15 protein-coding genes are annotated in these 11,528 nt (G+C 55.1%); 12 read left to right on the plus strand and 3 right to left on the minus strand.

Annotated elements, in window-relative coordinates; all coding sequences use genetic code 11:
* Positions 1-17 precede the first annotated feature (17 nt).
* Entirely contained in the window at positions 18-1,430 is a 1,413-nt protein-coding gene (gene uxaC / locus AC3WOK_RS12645; RefSeq protein ID WP_059312208.1) for a glucuronate isomerase, read from the minus strand.
* 476 nt (positions 1,431-1,906) lie between these two features.
* Here uxaC and AC3WOK_RS12650 point away from each other — a divergent pair, with 476 nt between their 5' ends.
* The 11 genes from AC3WOK_RS12650 (at position 1,907) to AC3WOK_RS12700 (ending at position 9,164) form a co-directional block, all read left to right on the plus strand.
* Positions 1,907-3,205 carry an MFS transporter gene (locus AC3WOK_RS12650; RefSeq protein ID WP_047347750.1) on the plus strand — a complete coding sequence of 433 codons (1,299 nt, stop codon included), beginning with the start codon at positions 1,907-1,909 and terminating at the stop codon, positions 3,203-3,205.
* A 115-nt stretch (positions 3,206-3,320) separates the two neighbouring features.
* The gene (gene exuR, locus AC3WOK_RS12655) at positions 3,321-4,097 is read left to right on the plus strand and encodes a transcriptional regulator ExuR (RefSeq protein ID WP_023309288.1); all 777 of its coding nucleotides are present in this window, start codon (positions 3,321-3,323) and stop codon (positions 4,095-4,097) included.
* 344 nt (positions 4,098-4,441) lie between these two features.
* Positions 4,442-5,104, plus strand: coding sequence for a DedA family general envelope maintenance protein YqjA (yqjA, locus tag AC3WOK_RS12660; protein WP_023309289.1), 663 nt, complete (start codon positions 4,442-4,444; stop codon positions 5,102-5,104).
* A 2-nt stretch (positions 5,105-5,106) separates the two neighbouring features.
* Positions 5,107-5,490, plus strand: coding sequence for an EnvZ/OmpR regulon moderator MzrA (mzrA, locus tag AC3WOK_RS12665; protein ID WP_059312207.1), 384 nt, complete (start codon positions 5,107-5,109; stop codon positions 5,488-5,490).
* Positions 5,491-5,633: 143 nt separating this feature from the next.
* On the plus strand, positions 5,634-6,002 hold the full coding sequence (locus AC3WOK_RS12670; RefSeq protein WP_047347748.1) for a DUF1090 domain-containing protein: 369 nt from the start codon (positions 5,634-5,636) through the stop codon (positions 6,000-6,002).
* Positions 6,003-6,031: 29 nt separating this feature from the next.
* Entirely contained in the window at positions 6,032-6,337 is a 306-nt protein-coding gene (locus tag AC3WOK_RS12675; protein WP_008503141.1) for an ElaB/YgaM/YqjD family protein, read from the plus strand.
* A gap of 1 nt (position 6,338) precedes the next feature.
* Positions 6,339-6,737, plus strand: a complete 399-nt coding sequence (locus AC3WOK_RS12680; protein ID WP_492354621.1) for a phage holin family protein — start codon at positions 6,339-6,341, stop codon at positions 6,735-6,737.
* Entirely contained in the window at positions 6,734-7,030 is a 297-nt protein-coding gene (locus tag AC3WOK_RS12685; RefSeq protein WP_059312206.1) for a YqjK-like family protein, read from the plus strand. Before AC3WOK_RS12680 ends, AC3WOK_RS12685 begins: the two co-directional genes overlap by 4 nt.
* 211 nt (positions 7,031-7,241) lie before the next feature.
* Positions 7,242-7,634, plus strand: coding sequence for a DoxX family protein (locus tag AC3WOK_RS12690; protein ID WP_042716298.1), 393 nt, complete (start codon positions 7,242-7,244; stop codon positions 7,632-7,634).
* A 71-nt stretch (positions 7,635-7,705) separates the two neighbouring features.
* Complete coding sequence (locus AC3WOK_RS12695) at positions 7,706-8,692, plus strand: glutathione S-transferase family protein (RefSeq protein ID WP_492354622.1); 987 nt, start codon at positions 7,706-7,708, stop codon at positions 8,690-8,692.
* A gap of 106 nt (positions 8,693-8,798) precedes the next feature.
* A complete protein-coding gene (locus AC3WOK_RS12700; RefSeq protein ID WP_063430965.1) occupies positions 8,799-9,164 on the plus strand; it encodes a DUF805 domain-containing protein in 366 nt (121 codons plus the stop codon).
* A gap of 41 nt (positions 9,165-9,205) precedes the next feature.
* On the opposite strand, the gene AC3WOK_RS12705 is transcribed toward AC3WOK_RS12700, so the two are convergent.
* Complete coding sequence (locus AC3WOK_RS12705; protein WP_023333543.1) at positions 9,206-10,108, minus strand: LysR family transcriptional regulator; 903 nt, start codon at positions 10,106-10,108, stop codon at positions 9,206-9,208.
* Positions 10,109-10,212: 104 nt separating this feature from the next.
* On the opposite strand from AC3WOK_RS12705, the gene AC3WOK_RS12710 reads away from it, so the two are divergent.
* The gene (locus AC3WOK_RS12710; protein ID WP_023294637.1) at positions 10,213-10,914 is read left to right on the plus strand and encodes a pirin family protein; all 702 of its coding nucleotides are present in this window, start codon (positions 10,213-10,215) and stop codon (positions 10,912-10,914) included.
* 89 nt (positions 10,915-11,003) lie between these two features.
* Here AC3WOK_RS12710 and AC3WOK_RS12715 read toward each other — a convergent pair whose 3' ends face one another.
* Positions 11,004-11,414: a Spy/CpxP family protein refolding chaperone gene (locus tag AC3WOK_RS12715; RefSeq protein WP_059312201.1), complete on the minus strand. Its 411-nt coding sequence runs from the start codon at positions 11,412-11,414 to the stop codon at positions 11,004-11,006.
* Positions 11,415-11,528: the final 114 nt, after the last annotated feature.

Genomic DNA, 11,528 nt, shown 5'->3' on the forward strand with positions numbered 1-11,528 from the left:
ATCAACCTCAAACGGCCCTAGTTCAGTTCAATGGCGAAGTAGTCACGCGCATTGTTAAAGCAGATGTTTTTCACCATTTCGCCCAGCAGCTGGATATCCGCTGGCGCTTCGCCTGCGTGCACCCAGCGGCCAATCATCTGGCACAGAATGCGGCGGAAATATTCATGACGGGTATAGGACAGGAAGCTGCGGCTGTCGGTCAGCATGCCGACAAAGCGACTTAATAGGCCAAGCTGCGCCAGCTGCGTCATCTGACGTTCCATGCCGTCTTTCTGATCGTTGAACCACCAGCCGGAGCCGAACTGCATCTTGCCCGGCATCCCTTCGCCCTGGAAGTTGCCGACCATGGTGCCCAGCACTTCGTTATCGCGCGGGTTCAGGCAGTAGAGAATGGTTTTTGGCAACAGGTTTTGTTCGTTCTGTTTGCTCAGCAGTTTAGACAGCTCTTCGGCCAGCGGACGGTCGTTGATGGAGTCGAAGCCGACATCCGCGCCCAGCAGCTTAAACTGGCGCTGATTGTTATTGCGAAGCGCGCCGATATGGTACTGCTGTACCCATCCGCGGCGTGCATATTCCGCGCCGAGGAACACCAGCACCGCCGTTTTGAATTGCGCCACCTCGTGCTCGCTCAGGCTTTCGCCGGAAAGACGACGCGCCAGAATGCTGTCCAGCTCGGCCTCGTTTGATTCCGCAAACAGCACCACGTCCAGCGCGTGGTCAGAAACTTTACAGCCGTGCGCCGCGAAGTGATCCAGACGTTTGGTCAGCGCGGTTTGCAGGTCTGCGAAACGACGAATGTCGGTATCAGAGACTTCCGCCAGCTTCGCCATGTAATCGCTGAACGTGGCCTGTTCGATATTAAAAGCTTTATCCGGACGCCAGCTTGGCAGCACTTTGATGTCAAACGCGCCGTCTTTGGCGATTGCCGCATGGTGTTCCAGAGAGTCGATCGGATCGTCGGTGGTGCCCACCATCTTCACGTTCATCTGCTTCATGATGCCGCGCGCGGAGAAGTTATCCTGCGCCAGCAGCGCATTGCAGCGCTCCCAGATTTCATCGGCGGTCGTTGGGGAGAGCAGCGTTCCGGTAATACCAAACGGGCGGCGAAGCTCAAGGTGCGTCCAGTGGTAGAGCGGGTTACCGATGGTGTGCGGAACGGTGGAAGCCCAGGCGTCAAACTTTTCGCGGTCGCTGGCGTCGCCGGTACACAGGCGCTCAGCGACGCCGTTGGTGCGCATGGCGCGCCATTTATAGTGGTCACCCTTCAGCCAGATGTCATACAGATTTTTGAAACGGTAATTTTCGGCAACCTGCTGCGGCGGCAGATGGCAGTGGTAGTCGAAAATCGGCTGGTCTTTTGCGTAGTCGTGGTACAGGCGGCGGGCAAATTCGGTATCTAACAGAAAATCGTCGGTCATAAACGGCGTCATTATCGTCTTCCTCATTACGGGAGCGTCAGAAAGCGTATGTTCATATGCTGCAAAGTTATCACACCAATTTCCACCCACCGAAGCTTTTTTCGTGAGTGAGATCAATAAACGTCAACAAATAAATTACCCTCAATGGAGTAAACCCTTCTGCAACCCGCGCCAATACTGGCTTTGCCCGCGACGATGAATGTCCCCACAAAGAATCATACATTTGTGATGTCACTCACCTTTTAAAGTTGTATGACAAGTTATCTTTTCGCCGTCGCAAACACTCAGCCGACGGAATGCATTACCGGTGTGAGAGACATCGGGTTTAACGGTACGGATACCGACTTATGCACGCTTACTTATGGCAAGGTTCGGGTCGTTCCGGGACATGCTCCCGGCTACGCCCCTCCCGTTACACAACTGCTCCCGGAAACGGTTGAGAGGTTGCCGCGTTCTGGCGCGGAAATAACATAACGATGAGGTTTTAGATGCGTAAAATTAAAGGGTTACGTTGGTATATGATCGCGCTGGTGACGTTAGGCACCGTGCTGGGCTACCTGACGCGTAACACCGTGGCAGCAGCAGCGCCAACGTTGATGGAAGAGCTGCATATCTCCACGCAGCAATACTCCTACATCATTGCCGCCTATTCCGCGGCGTATACCATCATGCAGCCGGTGGCAGGCTATGTGCTGGACATTCTCGGCACCAAAATCGGTTATGCCTTCTTCGCCATCGCCTGGGCGGTGTTCTGCGGAGCAACCGCGCTGGCCGGCAGCTGGGGTGGTCTGGCGCTGGCGCGCGGCGCGGTCGGTGCGGCAGAAGCCGCCATGATCCCCGCAGGCCTGAAGGCCAGCTCCGAGTGGTTCCCGGCAAAAGAGCGTTCCATTGCGGTCGGTTACTTCAACGTCGGCTCGTCCATCGGGGCGATGATTGCGCCGCCGCTGGTGGTGTGGGCTATCGTGATGCACAGCTGGCAGATGGCGTTCATCATCTCTGGCGTGCTGAGCTTTGCGTGGGCCATGGCGTGGCTGATTTTCTATAAACACCCGCGCGATCAGAAAAAACTGTCTGAAGAAGAACGCGAGTACATCATTGGGGGTCAGGAAGCGCAGCATCAGACCAACAACGGCAAAAAAATGACCGTCTGGCAGATCCTGGGTACCCGTCAGTTCTGGGGTATCGCCCTGCCGCGTTTCCTGGCTGAACCGGCCTGGGGTACCTTCAACGCGTGGATCCCCCTGTTCATGTTTAAAGTCTACGGCTTTAACCTGAAAGAGATCGCGATGTTCGCCTGGATGCCAATGCTGTTTGCTGACCTCGGCTGTATCGTTGGCGGCTACCTGCCACCGCTGTTCCAGCGCTGGTTTGGGGTGAACCTGATCGTTTCCCGTAAGATGGTGGTGACTATGGGCGCGCTGCTGATGATTGGTCCGGGTATGATCGGCCTGTTCACCAGCCCGTACGTGGCTATCGCCCTGCTGTGCATCGGTGGTTTTGCGCACCAGTCCCTGTCCGGCGCGCTGATTACGCTCTCCTCTGACGTCTTCGGCCGTAACGAAGTGGCAACCGCTAACGGCCTGACCGGGATGGCTGCCTGGACCGCAAGTACGATGTTTGCTCTGGTGGTCGGCGCGCTGGCGGATACCATCGGCTTTAGCCCGCTGTTCGCGGTGCTGGCAATCTTCGACCTGCTGGGGGCAGTGGTTATCTGGACGGTGCTAAGAAGCAAGTCGGCAGAGGAGCTGGCGAAAGAGTCCCTCGGAAAACCGGCAACGCAGAGTTAGCGAAAATGCGTTTCACCGAAGCCGCCTCCGGGCGGCTTTTTTAATGGCATAATCTGGAGAGTGGCACGCAAAAGTGGTATAACAAATCATCTGCCGTACCCTGCCTGGAGCGCATATGGAAATCACCGAACCACGTCGTTTATATCAACAACTTGCTGCCGAGCTGAAAGATCGCATCGAGCAAGGGGTCTATCTTGTCGGTGATAAACTTCCCGCCGAGCGCTTTATCGCGGATGAAAAAAGCGTGAGCCGCACCGTCGTGCGCGAAGCGATCATCATGCTGGAAGTGGAAGGCTACGTTGAGGTACGCAAAGGCTCCGGCATTCACGTGATTTCTAATCTGCCGAAACACTCTCCCGTCGCGGACGAAAGTCTGGAATTCGCCAGCTATGGTCCGTTTGAGCTGCTCCAGGCTCGCCAGCTGATCGAAAGCAATATTGCCGAATTTGCCGCGACGCAGGTGACCAAGCAGGACATCATGAAGCTGATGGAAATCCAGGAGAATGCCCGCAAGGAAAAATGTTTCCGTGATTCAGAATGGGATCTGCAGTTCCACGTTCAGGTCGCCCTGGCAACCCAAAACACGGCGCTGGCGGCAATTGTTGAGAAAATGTGGACTCAACGCGTTCACAACCCGTACTGGAAAAAACTGCACGACCATATCGATTCTCGTACCGTCGACAACTGGTGTGACGACCACGATCAAATTCTCAAGGCGCTGATTCGTAAAGACCCGCATGCCGCTAAGCTGGCGATGTGGCAGCACCTGGAAAACACCAAGCAGATGCTGTTCAATGAAACCAGCGATGACTTCGAATTTAACGCTGACCGCTATCTTTTTGCCGATAATCCCGTTGTTCATCTCGATACGGCGTCCAGTGCCGCAAAATAGATGACCTTTCTGCCGGCAGGCGCTTCGCTGCGCCCTCCGGCTTGAGCAGGTAAGCAAAACATATATAGTGTCAGCCTTTGTAAATCCCCTCGCTCCCCTCCATGGCTTACGCCAAAATCAACTCACCCCTGCAAATTCTGTGACGCAGAACGTTGGGCTTTGTTACAATTGGATTCAATTCGTTATTTTGTAAGTTAGTGCTTGCTAACCAGCCAATTAACAGGGAACAGTGTTGGCCACACCGCAATGTGTCCGCGAGCGACCATAATGAAATCACAACAATGTCGCCGTGCTGTTTGTCCCGGATAACAGGCGTGACGTTAACCGATTTCCAGGAACACTGAATGGAACTTTTGACCCAACTACTGCATGCCCTCTGGGCGCAGGATTTTGAAACGCTGGCCAACCCCTCCATGATTGGCATGCTCTATTTCGTCTTGTTTATGATCCTGTTCCTTGAGAACGGTTTGCTGCCTGCTGCCTTCCTGCCCGGTGACAGCTTGCTGGTGCTCGTTGGCGTGCTGTGTGCCAAAGGGGCGATGGCGTTTCCACATACCATTTTGTTACTGACCGTCGCCGCAAGCCTCGGCTGCTGGGTGAGCTACATCCAGGGGCGATGGCTGGGCAATACCCGGATCGTCCAGAACTGGCTTTCTCATCTTCCCGCGCATTATCACCAGCGGGCGCACCACCTGTTCCATAAGCACGGGCTTTCCGCGCTGCTGATTGGACGCTTTATCGCTTTTGTTCGTACCCTGCTGCCTACGATTGCCGGCCTGTCCGGTCTGAGCAGCGCGCGCTTCCAGTTCTTCAACTGGATGAGCGGCCTGCTATGGGTGCTTATTCTGACGACGCTGGGCTACGCGCTGGGTAAAACCCCGGTCTTCATGAAATATGAGGACCAGCTGATGTCCTGCCTGATGCTGCTGCCCGTTGTGCTGCTGGTCTTTGGCCTGATTGGCTCCCTGGTTGTCCTGTGGAAAAAGAAATACGGAGCCAGAGGTTAACGATGGCTATCTCACCGCTCGCTCTGCGCCGTTTCGCCTTTGCCGTGGTTGCACTGGTGGTACTCAGCGCCATGCTGCTGGCCTGGAGCGCGCTTTCGCATCAGGAATCGACGCTGGCCATTCGCCCGGTAAACCAGGGTGCCAGCGTGCCTGACGGTTTTTCTGTCTGGCATCATCTGGATGCGAACGGGATCCGCTTTAAGAGCATCACCCCGCAGGACGATGTTTTACTGATTAAGTTTGATTCCCGTGCACAAAGCGCCGCCGCGAAAGTGGTGCTCGACCGTACGCTGCCGCACGGGTATATCATTGCTCAGCAGGAAGAAGTCAGCCAACCTGCAGCCTGGCTGTCATTGATTCGCGATACGTCGCATCGGTTTGGATAATTACCACGATTCCGAATCTTTTCACTCACTTTGGTGAATCCCCCGTTTACTTACTATGCTTAAGTACGCGGAGCATCCCTCGAATGTACTCCGCATAATTTTGGATAACGGCTTACGCCGTAACACAATGGAAGGTTTCGATAATGAAATTCCGCATTACTCTGGCTCTGGCCCTTTTTTCTTTAAGCACAGCATCCTTCGCAACCTCTCTCTGTCAGGAGAAAGAACAGGATATTCAGCGTGAGATCGGTTATGCCGAAAAGCATAACAATCAGCACCGTGTTGATGGTCTTAAAAAAGCGCTGAGCGAAGTGAAAGCGAACTGTTCAGACAGCAAGCTTCGTGCCGATCACCAGAAAAAAATCGCTGAACAGAAGGACGAGATAGCTGAGCGCCGTCGCGACCTGCAGGAAGCGAAAGAGAAAGGGGATGCGGAAAAAATTGCCAAGCGCGAGAAGAAGTTGAAAGAAGCGCAGGACGACCTGAAAGCGCTGGAAGCTCGCGATTATTGAGTTAACGGAAATCTCAACAGGAGAGAATCATGTCAAAAGATACGACGTCTGAACATCTGCGCGCTGAACTGAAATCCCTGGCCGATACCCTTGAAGAGGTGCTGAACTCCTCTGCTGACAAGTCAAAAGAAGAGGTCAGCAAACTGCGCAGCAAAGCGGAGCAGGCGCTGAAGGAGAGCCGCTATCGTCTGGGTGAAACCGGCGATGCGCTGGCGAAACAGACCCGCGAAGCGGCTGCCCGTGCGGACGAATACGTGCGTGATAACCCATGGACGGGCGTAGGAATTGGTGCCGCAGTCGGTGTGGTACTGGGTGTCCTTCTGACGCGTCGTTGATATGGAAGATCCTCGTCACGCACAAGGGCCTGCTAACAACGTCCTCGGCATCGGCCAGCGTATTCTAACGACGCTGGTTGGAATTGCCGAAACGCGCGTCCGGCTGGCAGTGGTCGAGCTGGAAGAGGAGAAAGCAAACCTCTTCCAGATGCTGCTGATGCTCGGGCTGACCATGCTCTTCGCCGCGTTTGGTCTGATGAGCCTGATGGTGTTAATCATCTGGGCCATTGACCCGCAGTATCGTCTTAACGCGATGATCGCCACCACCGTCGTTCTGCTGGTCGCGGCGCTGATTGGCGGTATCTGGACGCTGCGCAAAGCGCGTAAATCCACGCTCCTGCGCCATACGCGCCAGGAGCTGGCTAACGATCGCGCCCTGCTGGAGGATGACAAGCCGTGAGCGGTAAAGCCGAACGTCAGAAGCGAAAAGCGTACCTGTTAAGTCAGATCCAGCAGCAACGGCTGGACCTGTCTGCCAGCCGTCGCGACTGGATTGATGCGACGCGACGCTTTGACCGTGGCTGGAATACCGTCCTGAGCCTGCGTTCCTGGGCATTGGTCGGCAGCAGCGTGATGGCTATCTGGACGGTTCGTCATCCGAATATGCTGATCCGCTGGGCCCGCCGTGGCTTCGGTGCCTGGAGCGCCTGGCGTCTGGTGAAAGCCACGATTCGTCAGCAGCAGCTGCGCTAGCCTTGTTGCCGGGTGGCGGCTACGCCTTACCCGGCAACATTTCCCCAACCTCCCTTACTCAATATCTTTGAATTAGATTGACAGTTTTCCTTGCTAACAATCGCCAACCGTCACGTTTATGATGCTCTCCATCGACAGCAATGACGCGGTATCTACCCGGAATTGCAGACAAATAAAGTTCAGCCGCTGATGTGGTTTCCTGGAGAGTAAAATGAAAAAATTAGAAGATGTTGGTGTACTGGTAGCGCGTATTCTGATGCCAATTCTGTTCATCGTCGCAGGTTGGGGAAAAATCACCGGCTATGCGGGTACCCAGCAATATATGGAAGCCATGGGCGTTCCGGGGTTCCTGTTGCCACTGACCATTCTTCTTGAGTTCGGCGGCGGCCTGGCGGTTCTGTTCGGCTTCCTGACCCGCACCACCGCGCTGTTCACCGCGGGCTTCACCCTGCTGACAGCGTTCCTCTTCCACAGCAACTTTGCGGAAGGCGTGAACTCTCTGATGTTCATGAAAAACCTGACCATCGCGGGTGGCTTCCTGCTGCTGGCCATCACTGGCCCGGGTGCATACAGCATCGACCGCGTTCTGAATAAGAAATGGTAAGCGCGCTATACTGAATGAACACAAAGCGAGGAGACATCTCCTCGCTTTTGCTATCTGAAGGAGGAGAAAAAATGGGACAACTCGTAGACGGCGTCTGGCAGGATGTCTGGTATGACACCAAATCCACCGGTGGTCGCTTCAAGCGCTCAGCTTCGGCCTTCCGTAACTGGCTCACCGCTGATGGTGCGCCTGGCCCGAGCGGCGAAGGCGGCTTCGCGGCGGAGAAAGACCGTTATCATCTTTATGTTTCCCTTGCCTGCCCGTGGGCACACCGCACGCTGATTGTACGCAAGCTCAAAGGCCTCGAATCTTTAATTCCGGTTTCGGTGGTGAACCCGCTGATGCTGGAAAACGGCTGGACGTTTGACGGTGATTTCCCTGCCGCGACCGGCGACGAGCTTTACCACCATGATTTCCTTTACCAGCTCTATCTGCGCGCCGATCCGCACTATACCGGGCGCGTTACCGTGCCGGTGCTCTGGGACAAGAAAAACCAGACGATTGTCAGCAATGAGTCTGCGGAAATCATTCGCATGTTCAACACCGCGTTTGACGCTCACGGCGCCCGCGCCGGGGATTACTATCCGGTTGAACTGCGCGAAAAGATTGATGAGCTGAATAGCTGGATTTACGACAACGTCAACAACGGTGTCTACAAAGCTGGCTTTGCTACCAGCCAGGAAGCGTATGACGAAGCGGTCGGGAAGGTGTTTGAATCGCTGGCGCGTCTGGAACAGATCCTCGGCCAGCACCGCTACCTGACGGGTGACCGCCTGACGGAAGCGGACATTCGCCTGTGGACCACGCTGGTTCGCTTTGATCCGGTGTACGTTACCCACTTTAAATGCGATAAACACCGCATCAGCGACTACCTGAACCTGTATGGCTTCCTGCGCGACATCTACCAGATGCCGGGTATTGCCGACACGGTCGACTTCGACCATATCCGCACCCACTATTTCCGCAGCCACAAGACCATCAACCCAACGGGCATTATCTCCATTGGCCCGTGGCAGGATCTGGATGAACCGCACGGGCGCGACGTTCGATTTGGATAAATATTAAGGGCATCAATAGATGCCCTTTTTTAATTCACAATCTCCATCTATCCTTACTTTGATTGCTTAGAAAACAAGTGATTGACTGATTATTGAGGCAAGGAAAATGGACTGGTATTTAAAAGTACTGCGTAACTATATTGGATTTGGTGGCCGCGCCCGCCGTAAAGAGTACTGGATGTTTGTTCTGGTGAACTTCATTCTCATTATGGTGCTGGGTATTATTGATAAAATTCTTGGCTGGGAGCGGGCTGGCGGAGAAGGCGTGCTGACTACCATCTATGGCCTGTTAGTCCTGCTGCCATCATGGGCGGTACTGTTCCGTCGGCTGCACGATACCGATCGTTCGGCGTGGTGGTTACTGCTGCTGTTGATCCCGATTGTCGGCTGGATCGTGATTCTGATCTTCAACTGTCAGAGCGGCACGCCGGGTGAAAACCGCTTTGGTCCGGACCCGAAAGCCGGCGTGTAAATCAGAGCCCGGTGGCGCTTACGCTTACCGGGCCTACGCGTTTATTTATTGTGGTGGGCGAAGAGTTTGGGTATTTCGCGCAGGCACCACGATTTGGCTTCGCCCATGCTGTCGCGACGCCACGCCATAATGATATCCACCTCGTGGCTATATTCCGGGCTGACAACGCGCAGCCGTCCTTCCGCAATATCTTTTTCCACAAATGGATAAGGCATCGTCGCCACGCCGAGACCGGCCAGCAGCGCCTGCCGTTTGTCTTCCAGTGACGTCACCGTCAGACGAGGCTGTTTATCCAGCAGCTGCACCGTCAGCACCGGGCGCTCGCGCGCGGTATCCGCGACCGCCACGCCGCGATACTTCACGCGCGTGACTTCAGAGAGCGGCTCCGGCTCCTGGTGAATCGGATGATTGGGTGCGGCAACGTAGACGTTCATCACGCTGTAAAGCTTGCGCGAGTTGATTTCCGATGAGGAACGAAAGTGCATGTCCGGCGCAATGACGATGTCCGCCCTGCCCGTCTCCAGACGCTCCCACGCGCCTGCCAGCACCTCGGTGATAATTGACAGCTGCGTGTTGGCTTTGGCTGCGAGGCGGTCCACCAGCGGGAACAGCGCTTCAGTCGGCACCAGCGCTTCCGTCACCAGCGTCAGATGGGTTTCCCAGCCCCGCGCCAGCGCTTCGGCGTCCGTCGTGAGCTTATCCGCCGCTTCCAGCAGCACGCGGCCGCGCTCCAGCAGCATTCGCCCGACGTTAGTGAATTTTGTTCGATGACCGGAGCGGTCAAACAGCACCACGTCCAGCTCTTCCTCCAGCTTTTGCATAGTGTAGCTCAGCGCAGACGGAACGCGCCCCAGTTCATCAGCTGCCGCCGCAAAACTGCCGCGTCGGTCAATCGCGTCCATGACGCGAAGCGCCTCAAGCGTCAATGCTCTCTCTTTAGCCATCTCGTTCTCATTCAGGAAATTTGAACATACCGGGCAGAATATCTGGCTAACAATGCAGCGTCCATACCTTTACCATTGTTTTAGTGTAAAGAGAGGTCAAGTTTATGATTACGACAAGAACAGCTAAACAGTGCGGACAAGCCGATTTCGGTTGGCTGCAGGCCCGCTACACCTTTTCCTTTGGACACTACTTTGACCCTAAACTCCTCGGTTACGCATCACTACGCGTGCTGAATCAGGAAGTGCTCGCCCCGGGTGCCTCCTTCCAGCCGCGCACGTACCCGAAAGTCGATATCCTGAACCTGATCCTGGAAGGCGAGGCAGAATACCGCGATAGCGAGGGCAATCATGTCCAGGCAAAGGCTGGCGAAGCGTTGTTAATTTCCACTCAGCCGGGCATAAGCTACAGCGAGCATAACCTCAGCAAAGATAAAACGCTGACCCGCATGCAGCTGTGGCTTGATGCCTGCCCCGAGCGGGAAAATCCGCTGGTACAGAAGTTAGATTTAACGGGCGATAAGCAGCAGCTGATCGCATCCCCGGACGGCAGCAAAGGTAGTCTGCAGCTGCGCCAGCAGGTGTGGCTGCACCATATCGAGCTGAAGAAAGGTGAACAGGCGAGCTTCCAGCTTCACGGGCCGCGCGCCTATTTGCAGTCGATTCACGGCACGGTGCATGCGGTGACGCATGCGGAAGAGAAAGAAGCGCTCACCTGCGGCGACGGGGCGTTTATTCGTGATGAAGCGAATATCACGCTGGTGGCAGATACGCCGCTGCGCGCGCTGCTGATTGATTTGCCGGTTTAGAGAACGCCCTCACCCTAACCCTCTCCCAACGGGAGAGGGGACCGATTGAGCCACGGCAGAATCATCCAGCGCCGTTCGCGACGACGAAATCACTCTGCCAGCGCGTTAGCCATATCGGTTCTGATCTGCTTGCGCTGCTCCGGCGTCAATACCTGGCTGACGTCGAAGTAATACTTCACGCGGTAATAACGGGTCTGCTCTTCAATTTTGCTGAATGCGGTAAGCTGGCTTTTCACCGTACTTTCGTCCCATTTACCCGCCTGGAACATGTCGATAAGCGCCCCGTCCTTCACGCCCGTCATCGGAATGTTGCTGACATTTTGTTCCAGCTGCTTATGCAGATCTTCAATCTTCTTCACCTGCTCATTGCTGAGCTTCAGGTGCTGGACCAGCGGATCCTGCGATGGAGAAGGGGCAGCCTCAACGTTTGCGGCCTGCGCCGTAAAACTGCACAGGGCCAGCGCGGCGGCGGCCAACGCAATACGGGTCATTTTCATCATCTTACTGTCCTTACATGCTGTTATAGGGGAAAGCAGGCGTATTGTTTTTCAAGAGCGGATGAATATGTGTGAGTAATTATATAAACAATTTTGTATGTTTAGCGGGCAAAAAAA

Source organism: Enterobacter sp. FW301-JW81 (assembly GCF_058788735.1).

Bases quoted from the DNA above. Each gene is read 5' to 3' on its own strand.
- AC3WOK_RS12710 (WP_023294637.1), top strand. From the start codon at position 10,213: ATGATTACGACAAGAACAGCTAAACAGTGCGGACAAGCCGATTTCGGT.
- mzrA (WP_059312207.1), top strand. From the start codon at position 5,107: ATGGCTATCTCACCGCTCGCTCTGCGCCGTTTCGCCTTTGCCGTGGTT.
- AC3WOK_RS12680 (WP_492354621.1), top strand. From the start codon at position 6,339: ATGGAAGATCCTCGTCACGCACAAGGGCCTGCTAACAACGTCCTCGGC.
- AC3WOK_RS12705 (WP_023333543.1), bottom strand. From the start codon at position 10,108: ATGGCTAAAGAGAGAGCATTGACGCTTGAGGCGCTTCGCGTCATGGAC.
- AC3WOK_RS12650 (WP_047347750.1), top strand. From the start codon at position 1,907: ATGCGTAAAATTAAAGGGTTACGTTGGTATATGATCGCGCTGGTGACG.
- AC3WOK_RS12715 (WP_059312201.1), bottom strand. From the start codon at position 11,414: ATGATGAAAATGACCCGTATTGCGTTGGCCGCCGCCGCGCTGGCCCTG.
- AC3WOK_RS12700 (WP_063430965.1), top strand. From the start codon at position 8,799: ATGGACTGGTATTTAAAAGTACTGCGTAACTATATTGGATTTGGTGGC.
- AC3WOK_RS12690 (WP_042716298.1), top strand. From the start codon at position 7,242: ATGAAAAAATTAGAAGATGTTGGTGTACTGGTAGCGCGTATTCTGATG.
- AC3WOK_RS12675 (WP_008503141.1), top strand. From the start codon at position 6,032: ATGTCAAAAGATACGACGTCTGAACATCTGCGCGCTGAACTGAAATCC.
- yqjA (WP_023309289.1), top strand. From the start codon at position 4,442: ATGGAACTTTTGACCCAACTACTGCATGCCCTCTGGGCGCAGGATTTT.
- AC3WOK_RS12695 (WP_492354622.1), top strand. From the start codon at position 7,706: ATGGGACAACTCGTAGACGGCGTCTGGCAGGATGTCTGGTATGACACC.
- uxaC (WP_059312208.1), bottom strand. From the start codon at position 1,430: ATGACGCCGTTTATGACCGACGATTTTCTGTTAGATACCGAATTTGCC.
- exuR (WP_023309288.1), top strand. From the start codon at position 3,321: ATGGAAATCACCGAACCACGTCGTTTATATCAACAACTTGCTGCCGAG.
- AC3WOK_RS12670 (WP_047347748.1), top strand. From the start codon at position 5,634: ATGAAATTCCGCATTACTCTGGCTCTGGCCCTTTTTTCTTTAAGCACA.